A 14,049-nucleotide genomic window follows, 5' to 3' on the forward strand; every position below is an offset into this window, starting at 1 on the left:
CGAAAAGGTGATATTATGATAGTTGGAAATATAGTAAAAGAAGTGCTTGCATATAAGAAAGGACAAATTCAGCAAAAGCTAAGTAGTCCACAAGCATTCGTTAGTAGTCGTTTTCAAGAGAAGTTGCAGAGTGAACCTGCGAAGGAGACGAAGGGTACTGCACAGCCGACAAGTGTAGCCGATATGAGTCAGCCGGTACAATCTACGAAAATAGAAACGGTCGTAAATAAACCGGAACAATCTATTAATAAAGTAGAGGAAGCGAGTAAGCCTGAAGAAAAAGCTGAAACGAAGAACGTAGATGAAGTGCAAGTCGCACAAAAAGAGTTTGAACGACGTTTCCCAGAAACGAAAAATGAGGCTGCTGATACGTGGGGATTAACGAAGAAGTATAATATTCAAAAAATACGTTCTTCCAATGAGGGGAAGTATGAGGATATTATTGATCGCACTAGCCGTACATACGGAATTCCGAAAACGTTAATTCAAAAAATGATTGAAGTAGAGTCTAATTTTAATCCGAAAACGGTGTCACATGCAGGTGCGATGGGTCTTATGCAGCTTATGCCAGCGAATGTGAAAGAGATGGGTATAAAAAATCCATTTTCACCAGCTGAAAGTATTGAGGGCGGTGTGAAAGAGTTAAGCGGTTATTTAAAGAAAAATAACGGCGACTTAGTATTGGCACTTGCATCTTATAATGCAGGTCCTGGTAATGTGAGAAAGTACGGAGGCGTACCGCCATTTAAAGAAACGCAAGGATATATTAAAAAAATATTAAATATCGACGTTTCAAAATAAGAAATTTCATATATAGAGAGAACATGAAATTTTCGTGAACATGATATGGGAGTTGGCTAGATTTGAAATTACAAGATGATATTCCGTTAACAATTTATTTTGAAATCGGAAATACGAAAAAGAAAATTGAAGATTTGCTTCATATTACGAAAGGTACATTGTATCGTCTTGAAAATTCAACGAAAAATACGGTGCGTCTTATGCTTGAGAATGAAGAGATTGGAACCGGAAAGATTTTGACGAAAAACGGGAAGATGTACGTTGAAATCGTTGAATTGAAAAGGTAGGGAAGGGGATTGTCATGAGTGGCGAAAAATTAAGCCAAGAGCAAATTGATGCCCTGCTGAAGGCGGTAAATGAAGGCGAGGAAATGCCAGCTTTCGCACAAGAAGCAGGGAAGCAAGAGAAATTTCAAGAGTATGATTTTAATAGACCGGAGAAGTTCGGTGTTGAGCATTTACGTAGCTTGCAAGCAATTGCTTCTACGTTTGGAAAACAGACGTCACAGACGTTGGCAGCGCGTATGCGTATTCCGATTGAGTTAGAGCCTTCAACGGTTGAACAAGTTCCATTTACGAGTGAGTATGTGGAGAAAATGCCGAAAGATTATTATTTATATTGCGTTATTGATCTTGGCCTCCCAGAGCTTGGAGAAATTGTTATTGAGATTGATTTAGCGTTCGTTATTTATATTCATGAATGTTGGCTTGGCGGAGATAGTAAGCGTAACTTTACGATGCGCAGACCACTAACTGCGTTTGAGTTTTTAACGCTTGATAATATATTCTCGCTTCTTTGTAAAAACTTAGAGCAATCATTTGAAAGTGTTGTGGCGATTGAACCGAAATTTGTAACGACGGAGACAGATCCGAATGCATTAAAGATTACGACAGCAAGTGATATCATTTCATTACTGAACGTAAATATGAAAACAGATTTTTGGAATACGACGGTGCGTATTGGTATTCCGTTCTTATCTGTTGAAGAAATTATGGATAAGTTAACGTCTGAAAATATTGTCGAACATTCTTCGGATAAGCGTAAAAAGTATACGTCTGAAGTGGAAGTGAAAGTAAATCAAGTGTATAAACCTGTTCACGTTGCAATTGGCGAGCAAAAAATGACAATGGGTGACATTGAACAAATTGAAGAAGGCGATATTATTCCGCTTCATACGAAAGTTTCGGATGAATTACTTGGTTATGTTGATGGAAAGCATAAATTTAATTGTTTTATTGGAAAAGATGGAACGCGTAAGGCGCTCTTATTTAAAAGTTTTGTAGAGTAGGAGGATCCATATGAAGCATGAAATATCTCCTGTATCATTAATGGGATTAGAAGATTTTGCAGGAAAGCGAAATGAAACAAGTAAAGCACATATTGATACTGTTTCAGACATTTCGATTGAACTTGGTGTAAAGCTTGGGAAGTCATCTATTACGCTTGGTGATGTGAAGCAATTAAAAGTGGGCGATGTCCTTGAAGTAGAAAAAAACTTAGGACATAAAGTAGATGTGTATTTAAGTAATATGAAAGTTGGCATTGGGGAAGCGATCGTAATGGACGAGAAGTTCGGTATTATTATTTCTGAAATTGAAGCTGACAAGAAGCAAGCTGCGCTTATGAAAGCGCAAAGTCAAATGCAAGATAAAGAGTAGAGGAGGAGTCATATGTCGTATATGACGACCTTATTTCAAGTCGTTTTACTGTTTGGTGCGCTCGGCTACGGTGCATATTATATGACGAAAAAGACGCGCAAGCAGCAGTTTTTTAAACAAGGTGAGAATGGCCATATTCAAGTAAAAGACGGCGTGTATTTAAATCATCAAACGAGCGCCTTTTTATTTGAAGTGGACGGCAAGCAAGTGTTCACTGTTATTAGTAATAACGGTGTGCAATCTGTGCAATTAACAGGAACAGGAAATCAGTTTCAACAAGCGCTAGAAGACGCGGTGAAGAGTGAAACGAAAAAAGTAGAGGATCCATCATGAGAATAAAGAAACAGTTATCATTATTAGCCGTTATTTTCGTATTTTCTATCGTTTTTTCAATTATTTTTGTAAATCCAGCGTATGCAGCCCAAAACGGTTTTATTAATTTCGAAAATGGAAAAGAGTTTACGAGTAATTCAAGCGTACAACTATTTGCACTCGTTACCCTTTTATCATTATCTTCATCTATCGTTCTATTATTTACACATTTTACTTATTTTATGATCGTTCTTGGGATTACACGTCAAGGACTTGGGGTAATGAATTTACCACCAAACCAAGTACTTGTTGGACTTGCATTATTTTTATCACTCTTTACGATGCAGCCTGTACTTGGGCAGTTAAAGAGCGATGTGTGGGATCCGATGACGAAAGAGAAAATAACTGTAAGTCAAGCTGCGGAGACGACCGCTCCGATTATGAAAGAGTATATGTCAAAGCATACGTATAAGCATGATTTAAAAATGATGCTGAAAGTGCGCGGAGAAGAGTTGCCGAAAGATTTGAAAGATCTTTCATTATTTACGCTCGTACCATCCTTTACGTTAACGCAAATTCAAAAGGGATTGTTGACGGGGATGTTCATTTATTTAGCGTTTGTATTTATAGATTTGATTATTAGTACACTGTTAATGTACCTCGGGATGATGATGGTACCGCCGATGATTTTAAGTTTACCGTTTAAAATACTCGTTTTCGTATATTTAGGTGGATATACAAAAATCGTCGACATTATGTTTAAAACAGTCGCCTGAAGCGTTTGATGCTATGTGATAGGAGTCATATAAATGAATACGTCACCAATTATAGATATTTTTCAAACCTTTTTTTATAAAGGGGTTATGATTTTAATGCCGGTTGCCGGCGTAAGTATGATTGTCGTTATTATCATCGCCGTCATTATGGCGATGATGCAAATTCAAGAGCAAACGCTGACGTTTTTACCGAAAATGGCGAGTATTGTACTCGTTATTATCATTTTAGGTCCGTGGATGTTTCAAGAGTTAACGACGCTTATTTTAGATTTATTTGATAAAATTCCATCGCTATTGCGTTCGTACTAAGATAGGTGAACTGAAATGAATATGGAATTATGGGCGGCGACGTTTTTTGCGTTTTGCCGCATTACTTCATTTTTATATTTTTTACCGTTTTTCTCAGGTCGATCCATTCCAGCAATGGCGAAGGTTACAGTTGGACTTGCTCTTTCCATTACAGTGGCCGATCAAGTTGATGTCTCTCACATAAAGACAACTTGGGACGTGGCAGCTTATGCAGGTACGCAAATTGTAATTGGATTATCGCTTTCAAAAATTGTAGAAATGCTGTGGAATATTCCAAAAATGGCAGGGCATATTTTAGACTTTGATATCGGTTTATCACAGGCGAGTTTGTTTGATGTAAATGCAGGCTCACAGTCTACTTTACTATCAACCATTTTTGATATATTTTTCCTCATTATTTTTATTTCACTTGGCGGCATTAATTATTTCGTTGCCACGATTTTAAAGTCGTTTCAATATACAGAGGCGATTTCAAAATTGCTGACGACTAGTTTTCTAGATAGTCTACTCGCAACGTTATTATTTGCGATAACATCAGCGGTTGAAATTGCTCTTCCGCTCATGGGAAGTTTGTTCATCATTAACTTTGTTTTAATTTTAATCGCAAAAAATGCACCGCAATTAAACGTTTTTATGAATGCGTATGTGATTAAAATTACGTGTGGTATTTTATTTATTGCGATGAGTGTACCGATGCTCGGTTATGTGTTTAAAAATATGACAGATGTATTACTGGAAGAGTATACGACACTATTTAACTTTTTCTTAACGAAGTAGGGGGACGCGTATGGCAAAGGATAATAAAACAGAAAAGGCCACCCCGCAGAAGCGTAAAAAATCGCGTGAAGAAGGGAATATTGCCCGGAGTAAAGATTTAAATAATTTATTTTCTATACTTGTATTAGCAGTTGTCGTTTACTTTTTCGGGGATTGGCTCGGTTATGAGATTGCAAATTCTGTAGCGGTGCTGTTTGATCAAATTGGAAAAAATACAGATTCGACCGAGTATTTTTATTTAATGGGTATTTTATTATTAAAAGTATCAGCTCCAATATTAATACTCGTATATGCTTTTCATTTATTTAATTATATGATTCAAGTCGGTTTCTTATTTTCTTCTAAAGTCATTAAGCCGAAAGCGTCACGTATTAACCCGAAAAACTATTTTACAAGATTGTTTAGTCGTAAAAGTTTAGTAGATATCTTGAAATCACTGTTTTATATGGGATTAATCGGTTACGTCGCTTACGTTCTCTTTAAAAAGAATTTAGAGAAAATCGTTAGTATGATTGGATTTAACTGGACTGCGTCACTTACTGAAATTATTAGGCAAATTAAATTTATCTTTTTAGCTATTTTAATTATATTAATCGTTCTTTCTATTATTGATTTTATTTATCAAAAATGGGAGTACGAACAAGATATTAAGATGAAAAAAGAAGAAGTAAAACAAGAGCATAAAGATAATGAAGGGGACCCGCAAGTAAAGGGGAAACGAAAAAACTTTATGCATGCGATCCTGCAAGGAACAATTGCGAAGAAGATGGATGGTGCAACGTTTATTGTAAACAACCCGACTCATATTTCGGTCGTACTTCGGTACAATAAACAGGTTGATGCAGCGCCAATTGTCGTTGCAAAAGGGGAAGATGAGCTCGCATTATATATACGAACGCTTGCCCGTGAACAAGAAATACCAATGGTGGAAAACCGTCCGCTTGCTCGTTCTTTATATTATCAAGTCGAGGAAGATGAGACGATTCCAGAAGATTTATACGTAGCTGTAATTGAAGTTATGCGCTATTTAATTCAAACGAATGAACTTGAAGTATAATAGCGCGGTTGGAGGAGATCTCTTGTGTTTAAGATAGATTCTGCAAGAACCTATTTTTCTATCTTTTTAGCAGCGTCATTCGTAGTGGCGCTCTTAATTCCACTTCCACCATTTATACTTGATATCGTTATCGTTTTTTTACTAAGTATGTCAGTGCTTATTTATATGCGAGCAACAAGTATTAACGAGTGGGATGAATTAAAGTCATTTCCGACGATGCTGTTATTAATCGGGATTTTCCGCGTATCGATTAACGTATCGACGACGCGAGCGATTTTGACAGACGGAAATGCGGGGCATGTTATTGAAGAGTTCGGTCAGTTTGTAATTGGCGGGAACTTATTAATTGGTATCGTTATTTTCATAGTATTAATCATATTCCAGTTTATCGTTGCAAACGGTGCGTCTCGTACTGCTGAAGTTGCAGCTCGTTTTACACTTGATTCTTTACCGGGGAAACAAATGTCAATCGATGCGGATTTAAACCAGCGTATTATTACTGAAAAAGATGCACAGGCAAAACGAAAAAAGTTAAATATGGAAACAGAGTTTTACGGGGCGATGGATGGCGCTGGGAAGTTCATTAAAGGGGACGTTATTTTCGGGATTGTCATTTTATTCGTAAACATTATTTTCGGTTTAATTGTCGGCATAATGCAGCAAGGAATGAGCTTTGCTGAAGCAGCTATTCACTATACACAGTTAACTGTCGGTGACGGAATTGTAAACCAAATCGGTTCGTTAATGCTTGCGATTTCAACAGGTATTATCGTAACGCGTGTATTTGACGGTTCAGCGGATACAGTAACAGAAGGAATCTTTAAAGAGTTATTAGCACATGAAGTCGTTGTATATGCGCTTGGTGGTTTATTTATAGCAATGGGTATTTTTACTCCGCTACCATTTCTACCATTCGCACTCGTTGGTGGAACAATTATCTTCTTAGGAATTCGTAATAAAAACCGAATAAAGAAAGAAAAAGAAGACGAGCTTCAAAAAGAATTAGAAATGATTCAAGGCGAAGATGAGCAACTGCAACAAGTGGAAGATTCATTCGGAGTATTTACAGATAAATATCCAATTATTGTAGAGCTCGGTTTAGATTTAGCAGCCCTTGTAAAGCAGAAAATTAACGGGGAAACAGCTCGTGATAAAGTTGTTTTAATGAGGAAGTCGATTATTACCGACCTTGGTATTAACGTTCCTGGCATTAACTTTAAAGATAATACGAGTTTTAGACCACGCGGACGTTACATTATTCGTATTAAAGGTGCGAAGGCAGCTGAAGGTGTTTTAAAATCAGGTTATTTATTAGCACTGAAAACACCGAATGTAATGGCCGATTTAGATGCAGAACCAGCGAAAGATCCAATTTTCGGTGAAGATGGATATTGGATTTTAGAGCATATGGTACAAGATGCACAAATGAAAGGCTATCAAGTATTAGAGCCACTGAGCATATTAATTACACATTTAGATGTTGTCGTTAGACGTAATCTTCATGAGTTAATTCAGCGTCAACATGTAAAAGACTTAATTAACTCGCTTGAAAATGATAACGGCGTTTTATTAGAAGAGATTAAGAAGAAAGAAATCGACTTATCACTCGTTCAAAATGTTATTAAACAATTGCTAAAAGAGGGTATTTCTATTCGTGATTTACCAACTATTATTGAAGGTATTATTGACGGAAAAGAAATTTATCAAAATCATGTAGACGGTGTAACGTCATTCGTCCGTGAATGTATTTCAAAAGTGATTTGTGAAAATGCAAAAAATCCTGACGGTAAAATATATGCGGCGCTCTTCTCAGATTCAATCGAGTTAGATGCGGATGTTGTGAACAATTCCTATCAAGGTTATTTATTAAACTGGGATTTAGATTTAGAATCGCGAGTAGTTGAGCAAGTACAACGCGTATTTAAACAAGCTCGTTTAATGGGAAGAGAACCAGTGTTATTAACGCGTAGAAAAGATTTCAGATTTGCGATTGTAAGACTTCTTGAGCGTTATCAAGTAGAAGCGCAAGTACTTTGTATTAGCGAATTAGCACCAGAAATTGTTGTAGATCAAATTGCCTATATTGAATAGTAGGGGGTGAAGTAATGGAAAGTACAGAAAAGAAAGAAGCGTTAATGCGAATAAAAGCAGCTTCGAAAAATGAATTGTATCGAAAGTTATTTGACCAATATGGTACAGATTATTATTACGTTGTCGATGAAAGTGTAAAACGAAACATCCCGTTTTTTTGGAAAAAGAATTATGAAATGTTAGTTGCTTTTCCAGAGGATAAACAGGAAGAAGTGAATGAAGGCACAGCTCAATTTCATGAACAATTAATGGATGTTGTAAATGATCCTTCAGAACAAATTGTGAAGGCGAACGGAATTCAATCGGTACTGCACAATTTAGAAAACGTGACGACTTCTATGTCATACGCGGCGATGCAAACAGGAAATAGTGAAGAATGGGGAAGAAAGAAAGAGAAACTATTAAAGTTGTTTGAAAAAGGTATCGTCGTTGTAAAACAGACAGAAGAAACGAAAGTAACGAAAAAGCAAAATGCTGTGAAAAAAGTCGTTCCGGTCAAGAAAGAAGAAATTGTTGTAAAAAAAGAAAAGCAAGAATCTGTACCGTTTATTATTCAAAAGGTAATTCGGATGCTAGAACAAAACGATGTAGAGCAATACTTCATTCATGCATATGCTGAAAAGTTAAAAGTAAAGTTTGAGAATGCGACGATGATTACAGAAGAAGAAGTGATCGGATACATATTGGAAGATATGAGATCTCATTTCAACACGGAAAACGTTTTTGAAAAAGAAGTGCAAACAATAGCGTTAATTGGTCCAACTGGAGTTGGAAAAACGACGACACTTGCGAAAATGGCATGGCAGTTTCACGGTAAGAAAAAAACGGTCGGTTTTATTACGACAGATCATTCGCGCATTGGAACAGTACAGCAACTGCAAGATTACGTAAAAACAATGGGATTTGAAGTAATCGCTGTACGTGATGAAGCTGCAATGACAAGGGCGCTTACGTATTTTAAAGAAGAAGCGCGCGTCGATTATATTTTAATTGATACAGCCGGAAAAAATTATCGTGCGTCGGAAACAGTGGAAGAAATGATTGAAACGATGGGACAAGTAGAGCCAGATTATATTTGCTTAACGTTATCAGCTTCGATGAAAAGTAAAGATATGATTGAAATCATTACGAATTTTAAAGATATTCATATTGATGGTATCGTATTTACGAAATTTGATGAAACAGCAAGTAGTGGTGAATTGTTGAAAATTCCAGCAGTATCATCAGCTCCAATTGTATTAATGACAGACGGACAAGACGTGAAACAACATATACATATCGCTACAGCTGAACATTTAGCGAAACAAATGTTACAAACATCGTAGAAAAGAGGTGAAGGATAAGGCAACTGCCTTATTCAAACGAGTATGAACGGTCTTTATATAGGTTCTATGGGTATGATGAATTATATGCAGCGCATTAATGTTCATTCGAATAACGTTGCAAATGCTCAAACGACAGGATTTAAAGCAGAAAATATGACTTCTAAAGTATTTGATGTACAAGACACATATCGCCGTGGTGATGGAGCTGTGACAAATATCGGTTCGGTCGATTACGCTGTAGTACCAGCCGCAACGCATGTGAACTTAGTACAAGGAAATATACAAATGACAAATAGTGCTACAGATTTCTTTTTAGATGACGGTACGTCTGGCGCAGCTTCGTTTTTCGTTACATCTAAAAATAATGAAACGTTTTTAACAAGAGACGGTAGTTTTACAGTAAATAGTGATCGTTATCTGCAAACAACTTCAGGTGCTTTTGTAATGGGTGAGAATAATGAACGTATTCGTATTCCAGAAGGAGCAAAGGTAGCTGTACAAGCAGACGGTACGTTATATGATGCGGTGACGCAAAATAATATTGCTCGCCTGCAAACAAAAACAGTAGGTGCAGAAGCGAATAATCGTCTCGTACAAAGAGAGAACAAAAGCTTTACTCTAGCAGAAGGAAACATTGCTGATTTACCGAACGGGGTAGGGACAATAAAAAATCATATGCTAGAAAATTCAAATGTAGATATGACGAAAGAGATGGCTGATCTTATGACGGATCAAAAAATGATTTCAGCGTCACAACGCGTTATGACTTCATTTGATAAAATTTATGAAAAAGAAGCGAATGAAATATTGAGATAGGAGACTTCCGTTAGCGGGAGTCTTTTTTTATTGCTTTTATTACAGTTACCCCATAAAATAATATTGATAATCATTATCACTTTATCTATTTGTATAAGAATAGAATTTTATAATGATAGCAACATTTATTTAACTAGATGAATTAAAAATAAGGGGATGGTGTGTATATGTCTACAAAAAAACAACTTTGCATTGGGTTATGTTTAATTTCGAGAAAGAAAGAAGAAGACTGTATATTTGATTCAGGAATTGATGAACAAGTAGAGTTAGCGAAACAGGCAGAACAGGCTAAGTTAGATTTTGTTTTTAAAGCAGATTATTTAGTGGCGCACCCGGATTTAATTGCTCGTAATAAAGGGAATGTCATTTTAGATCCGACATTACTGTTTACTGCTATTGCTTATGCAACAGAAAAAATTGGAGTCGTTACGACTGCGTCAACTTCGTTTTACCCACCATATATATTAGCGAGGCAATTACAATCTTTGAACTGGATTAGTAAAGGCCGAGTAGGGTGGAATATTGTTACATCCATTGACGGCGCTGAAAACTTTGGTGAGGAAGGAATGTCATCATCTGAGGAACGATACGCCAAAGCGGCAGAATGTACAGCGTTAGTAAGAAAACTTTGGGGGAGTCACCCGAATGAAGTATTGAAAGTAGATAATCCTGATGTTATTAGAGAAATGGTAAAGCCTATTGAGCATAATGGTGAATACTTTAAGGTGAAAGGTCCACTTAATATTCCGCAGCATATTTCAGGGGAAATGCCATTATTTCAAGCTGGTGCTTCAGAGTCAGGACGGAATTTTGCTGCTTCTGTTGCGGATGCAATTTTTGCTGCAACGCCAGATGTAGAGTCAGGGATGGAACTGCGTCAAGATTTAAGAAGAAGAGCAAAGCAGCATGGCCGAAAGCAAGATGATATACGTGTATTGCCTGGATTATATTTCTTTATAGGAGATACATATGAAGAAGCATTAGAAATGCATAGGTTAGCTCATCAACATCTTACAAAAGAGAAGAGATATGCGTTACTTGAAATGGTGCTCGGATTAAACGCTAGAGGGATTCCACTAGAAAGTAAGATTACGGAAGAGATGCTGCCAAGTCGGGATCAAACTGTTCGCAGTAAAACACATGCCGAATTATTACGGAACTTCATCATTAAAAATGAACCAACCCTTGAACAAATACTAGAACGACCAGAAGTTGTTGGCTCCGCTCATTGGGTCGCGGTTGGTACAGCGCAAGACGTTGCGAAGCAAATTATGGATAGGTTTGAGGCAGGAGCGTTAGATGGATTTATTGCTATTCCAGGAGGACCTCCAAAGTCAGTGGATCTATTCTTAAGTAGGGTCATTCCTTTATTTGTGAAGGCCGGTGTATTTAGGGAAGAGTATACAGGTTCTACTTTACGGGAGCATTTAGAGGGACATACCTCAAAAACATTGCAGTTAAAATAACAGGAGTGTTACGTACAAAAAGCCTTTCATAAGAAGGCTTTTTATTTTTGAGATTAAATTTCAGAATTATCAATTGACTTTATAGGTCTGTTTTTTTATATTAGTAGGTATACTAATAACTACTAACATACATGCATCGTTTTGAAATGAGAGTTATATAGATTGTGAGGGGTACTGATGGATGAAATTATAAAGGAATTACAAAAGTTAGGTTTTTCCCAGTACGAATGTAAAGCGTATATTGGACTATTAAAACATTCTCCAGTAACTGGGTATGAAGTGAGCAAACAGACAGGAGTACCTCGTTCTATGATTTATGAAGTGCTCGGTAAATTGATGGATAAAGGAGCGGTGCATATCGTTCCGTCAGAACCGGTGAAATATGTACCGGTACCAGCTACCGAATTAATGAATCGAATGCGAAAAGACTTTGAGAAGTCCTTTGAATTTTTAGATGAGAAATTAAATTGTTTAGAACAAGAGCGACAAATAGATGTAATTTCGCATATTCGCTCAAATGATCGTGTTGTAAAAGAAATATGCAATATAATTAATAGGGCAAAGGAAGAGTTATGGATTTCTGTATGGGAAGATCAAGTGCATGAAATTGAGCCATATATTCGTCAAAAGGAAGAGGAAGGTGTACATATATTTTCAATCTTATTTGACGCTCCAAATACAAAAATAGGTGCGACGTTTCACCATAATTATATGACGCCCCACGTTGTTGAAAAGAGAATGGGTGGTCATTTAACCGTTATTGCTCGTGATGGAGAGGAAGTATTAATTGCCAACTTCTCAAATGATAGCACTTCATGGGCCGTTACAACGTATGACCCAGCTTTAGTTCTCGTTGCTACAGAGTATGTGCGGCACGATATTATGGTTGAAGAAATCACAAAGGAATTTGGAGCTGATAAGTTAGATACGTTATGGCGTGAAAATATAGATTTAGTTCATGTCGTAACAGGAAAACGAACGATGGAAGGAATGGAGGATGATACGAATGAGTAAAGCTCAGACCCATGTAGCTTTTCAGAGCGATGATACATTTCAGCAAGGAGTAAAAGATTGTTTACCAACTGTATTTGGTTATTTAAGTATCGGTATAGCAGCTGGTGTAATTGCAAAAACAGCAGGGTTCTCAATCATTGAAATTGCGTTTATGTCCACTTTAATTTATGCAGGTTCTGCCCAATTTATATTAGCTGGTATGTATGCAGCTGGCGCTCCTGCTTCAGCAATCATTTTCACCGTCTTTTTTGTTAATTTACGCCACCTTCTAATGAGTGCTGCCCTTGCACCATACTTTACGAAACTTCCACTATTAAAAAACGTATTTATCGGTTCTCAAATTACAGATGAAACGTTCGGCGTGGCAGTACAGCATGCAGCGCAAAAAGGATATGTAGGTGACAGGTGGATGATGGGGTTAAATGTCACAGCATATTTAAATTGGATTCTTGCTACTATTATTGGCGGGCTGTTTGGTGAGTGGATACCAGATCCACATACGTACGGGATGGATTATGCATTACCAGCAATGTTTATCGGATTATTTGTCCTTCAGCTCATAAGTAGTAAACCGAAACTAGCAATTCATCTTACTGTTGCAATTGTAGCGATTATGATCGCATACGTTTCACACTTATTTATGCCAGATAGTATAGCGGTTATTATCGCAACATTACTAGCTGCGACGATTGGAGTTGTGATTGAAAAATGGAAATGAGATTAGACGTACTATTACTTTTACTAGCAGCTGGAGCTGTCACACTCGTGCCACGTATTTTACCTCTACTCGTATTTAGCAAACTACAAATTCCAGACTGGGGTTTAAAATGGTTAAATTACATACCAATTGCGATATTAGCAGCACTTTTAGCACAAGTATTATTTATGCATGAGACGATGCAGTGGGATTACCTTATCGCAGCAATCCCAACATTTCTTGTTGCGATATATACTCGTAGTTTATTAGGTACAGTATTAACGGGAGTGATTGTGATTATTTTGTTACGTTTCTTTTTCTAAAAAGGATTACGCTCATATAATAGCGAAAGGTGTAATAACATGAAAGATATAGGGGTGGTGTTATGATACTTTTAACGATAGGAGCAATTTTGTTAACGTTGTTTATTTTATTTATTATCGGCTTCGTCACGTTTATGATGTTTGTTGATAAGGCGACACCTCAAATATATTATACACCTTGTGAATCAGTGACAGTGAAAGCTAAAGGTAAACATAGAAGGAAGAAAAGTTGAAAGTTGGCTTTTCTTCCTTTTTCTATTACATCCCCGAAAGAACTAACAACAATAACCCAAATAGAAAACTAATAACGGAAAGAAAACAGATACATATGGAGAACACACGATTATTTCTCCATTCGCGCCAGAAAACGATAAATCCTAAAATACAAAGGAGAAACCAAATGGGCAAGAATATGAATTCGCTAACTTTCTCGGGAGGTAACGTATAAAAAGTTGTTGAATATAAGATCCAATTTGTAAAAAATAAAATGCAAACGATAATAGATTGTAAGTGGGGGCGTTTGAAAAACTCCCCTTTTTTTACAGTTATAAAAATGATAGTTAGCGCTGCGAAAAAGGCAATGAATATGAAAAGAAGTAAGAGTAATGTAAGCGTTATTTGGATTTC

General features: G+C 36.8%; 18 protein-coding genes. 17 read left to right on the plus strand and 1 reads right to left on the minus strand.

Annotated features, from left to right (window positions below; genetic code table 11):
* The first annotated feature begins 15 nt into the window (after positions 1-15).
* From MKX31_RS06570 to MKX31_RS06650, 17 genes are all read left to right on the plus strand, one after another.
* Complete coding sequence (locus MKX31_RS06570; RefSeq protein WP_340980364.1) at positions 16-801, plus strand: lytic transglycosylase domain-containing protein; 786 nt, start codon at positions 16-18, stop codon at positions 799-801.
* Positions 802-863: 62 nt separating this feature from the next.
* Positions 864-1,088 (plus strand): flagellar motor switch protein FliN, encoded by a 225-nt coding sequence (locus tag MKX31_RS06575; RefSeq protein ID WP_000775712.1) that lies wholly within the window; start codon positions 864-866, stop codon positions 1,086-1,088.
* A gap of 14 nt (positions 1,089-1,102) precedes the next feature.
* A complete protein-coding gene (gene fliM, locus MKX31_RS06580; RefSeq protein ID WP_098111822.1) occupies positions 1,103-2,089 on the plus strand; it encodes a flagellar motor switch protein FliM in 987 nt (328 codons plus the stop codon).
* A gap of 10 nt (positions 2,090-2,099) precedes the next feature.
* Positions 2,100-2,459: a flagellar motor switch protein FliN gene (fliN, locus tag MKX31_RS06585; protein ID WP_262741619.1), complete on the plus strand. Its 360-nt coding sequence runs from the start codon at positions 2,100-2,102 to the stop codon at positions 2,457-2,459.
* A 12-nt stretch (positions 2,460-2,471) separates the two neighbouring features.
* Positions 2,472-2,792, plus strand: coding sequence for a hypothetical protein (locus MKX31_RS06590; protein ID WP_000121176.1), 321 nt, complete (start codon positions 2,472-2,474; stop codon positions 2,790-2,792).
* Positions 2,789-3,547, plus strand: coding sequence for a flagellar type III secretion system pore protein FliP (locus MKX31_RS06595; RefSeq protein WP_001220586.1), 759 nt, complete (start codon positions 2,789-2,791; stop codon positions 3,545-3,547). Before MKX31_RS06590 ends, MKX31_RS06595 begins: the two co-directional genes overlap by 4 nt.
* Before the next feature lie 33 nt (positions 3,548-3,580).
* The gene (locus MKX31_RS06600) at positions 3,581-3,856 is read left to right on the plus strand and encodes a flagellar biosynthetic protein FliQ (protein WP_001098085.1); all 276 of its coding nucleotides are present in this window, start codon (positions 3,581-3,583) and stop codon (positions 3,854-3,856) included.
* 15 nt (positions 3,857-3,871) lie between these two features.
* Positions 3,872-4,633 (plus strand): flagellar biosynthetic protein FliR, encoded by a 762-nt coding sequence (locus tag MKX31_RS06605; protein ID WP_227455507.1) that lies wholly within the window; start codon positions 3,872-3,874, stop codon positions 4,631-4,633.
* A 10-nt stretch (positions 4,634-4,643) separates the two neighbouring features.
* On the plus strand, positions 4,644-5,690 hold the full coding sequence (flhB, locus tag MKX31_RS06610; RefSeq protein WP_001040116.1) for a flagellar type III secretion system protein FlhB: 1,047 nt from the start codon (positions 4,644-4,646) through the stop codon (positions 5,688-5,690).
* A gap of 24 nt (positions 5,691-5,714) precedes the next feature.
* Entirely contained in the window at positions 5,715-7,781 is a 2,067-nt protein-coding gene (gene flhA / locus MKX31_RS06615; RefSeq protein ID WP_340980368.1) for a flagellar biosynthesis protein FlhA, read from the plus strand.
* A 14-nt stretch (positions 7,782-7,795) separates the two neighbouring features.
* Positions 7,796-9,106, plus strand: a complete 1,311-nt coding sequence (gene flhF / locus MKX31_RS06620) for a flagellar biosynthesis protein FlhF (protein WP_340980369.1) — start codon at positions 7,796-7,798, stop codon at positions 9,104-9,106.
* A 42-nt stretch (positions 9,107-9,148) separates the two neighbouring features.
* Positions 9,149-9,922 carry a flagellar basal-body rod protein FlgG gene (locus MKX31_RS06625; protein WP_340980370.1) on the plus strand — a complete coding sequence of 258 codons (774 nt, stop codon included), beginning with the start codon at positions 9,149-9,151 and terminating at the stop codon, positions 9,920-9,922.
* Between the two features lie 167 nt (positions 9,923-10,089).
* Entirely contained in the window at positions 10,090-11,388 is a 1,299-nt protein-coding gene (locus MKX31_RS06630; RefSeq protein ID WP_340980371.1) for an NtaA/DmoA family FMN-dependent monooxygenase, read from the plus strand.
* Between the two features lie 177 nt (positions 11,389-11,565).
* Complete coding sequence (locus MKX31_RS06635) at positions 11,566-12,402, plus strand: TrmB family transcriptional regulator (RefSeq protein WP_340980372.1); 837 nt, start codon at positions 11,566-11,568, stop codon at positions 12,400-12,402.
* Positions 12,395-13,120: an AzlC family ABC transporter permease gene (locus MKX31_RS06640; protein ID WP_340980373.1), complete on the plus strand. Its 726-nt coding sequence runs from the start codon at positions 12,395-12,397 to the stop codon at positions 13,118-13,120. The genes MKX31_RS06635 and MKX31_RS06640 overlap by 8 nt, the downstream gene beginning before the upstream one ends.
* Complete coding sequence (locus tag MKX31_RS06645; protein WP_000425942.1) at positions 13,111-13,422, plus strand: AzlD domain-containing protein; 312 nt, start codon at positions 13,111-13,113, stop codon at positions 13,420-13,422. Before MKX31_RS06640 ends, MKX31_RS06645 begins: the two co-directional genes overlap by 10 nt.
* 62 nt (positions 13,423-13,484) lie before the next feature.
* Entirely contained in the window at positions 13,485-13,655 is a 171-nt protein-coding gene (locus MKX31_RS06650; RefSeq protein ID WP_000602248.1) for a DUF3951 domain-containing protein, read from the plus strand.
* A gap of 25 nt (positions 13,656-13,680) precedes the next feature.
* Here MKX31_RS06650 and MKX31_RS06655 read toward each other — a convergent pair whose 3' ends face one another.
* The gene (locus MKX31_RS06655; protein ID WP_340981541.1) at positions 13,681-14,040 is read right to left on the minus strand and encodes a hypothetical protein; all 360 of its coding nucleotides are present in this window, start codon (positions 14,038-14,040) and stop codon (positions 13,681-13,683) included.
* Between the last annotated feature and the right edge of the window lie 9 nt (positions 14,041-14,049).

Source organism: Bacillus sp. FSL M8-0063, assembly GCF_038005545.1.
Classification (GTDB): domain Bacteria; phylum Bacillota; class Bacilli; order Bacillales; family Bacillaceae_G; genus Bacillus_A; species Bacillus_A wiedmannii.

Bases quoted from the DNA above. Each gene is read 5' to 3' on its own strand.
- MKX31_RS06570 (WP_340980364.1), top strand. From the start codon at position 16: ATGATAGTTGGAAATATAGTAAAAGAAGTGCTTGCATATAAGAAAGGA.
- fliM (WP_098111822.1), top strand. From the start codon at position 1,103: ATGAGTGGCGAAAAATTAAGCCAAGAGCAAATTGATGCCCTGCTGAAG.
- fliN (WP_262741619.1), top strand. From the start codon at position 2,100: ATGAAGCATGAAATATCTCCTGTATCATTAATGGGATTAGAAGATTTT.
- MKX31_RS06590 (WP_000121176.1), top strand. From the start codon at position 2,472: ATGTCGTATATGACGACCTTATTTCAAGTCGTTTTACTGTTTGGTGCG.
- MKX31_RS06595 (WP_001220586.1), top strand. From the start codon at position 2,789: ATGAGAATAAAGAAACAGTTATCATTATTAGCCGTTATTTTCGTATTT.
- MKX31_RS06600 (WP_001098085.1), top strand. From the start codon at position 3,581: ATGAATACGTCACCAATTATAGATATTTTTCAAACCTTTTTTTATAAA.
- MKX31_RS06605 (WP_227455507.1), top strand. From the start codon at position 3,872: ATGAATATGGAATTATGGGCGGCGACGTTTTTTGCGTTTTGCCGCATT.
- flhB (WP_001040116.1), top strand. From the start codon at position 4,644: ATGGCAAAGGATAATAAAACAGAAAAGGCCACCCCGCAGAAGCGTAAA.
- flhF (WP_340980369.1), top strand. From the start codon at position 7,796: ATGGAAAGTACAGAAAAGAAAGAAGCGTTAATGCGAATAAAAGCAGCT.
- MKX31_RS06625 (WP_340980370.1), top strand. From the start codon at position 9,149: ATGAACGGTCTTTATATAGGTTCTATGGGTATGATGAATTATATGCAG.
- MKX31_RS06630 (WP_340980371.1), top strand. From the start codon at position 10,090: ATGTCTACAAAAAAACAACTTTGCATTGGGTTATGTTTAATTTCGAGA.
- MKX31_RS06635 (WP_340980372.1), top strand. From the start codon at position 11,566: ATGGATGAAATTATAAAGGAATTACAAAAGTTAGGTTTTTCCCAGTAC.
- MKX31_RS06640 (WP_340980373.1), top strand. From the start codon at position 12,395: ATGAGTAAAGCTCAGACCCATGTAGCTTTTCAGAGCGATGATACATTT.
- MKX31_RS06645 (WP_000425942.1), top strand. From the start codon at position 13,111: ATGGAAATGAGATTAGACGTACTATTACTTTTACTAGCAGCTGGAGCT.
- MKX31_RS06650 (WP_000602248.1), top strand. From the start codon at position 13,485: ATGATACTTTTAACGATAGGAGCAATTTTGTTAACGTTGTTTATTTTA.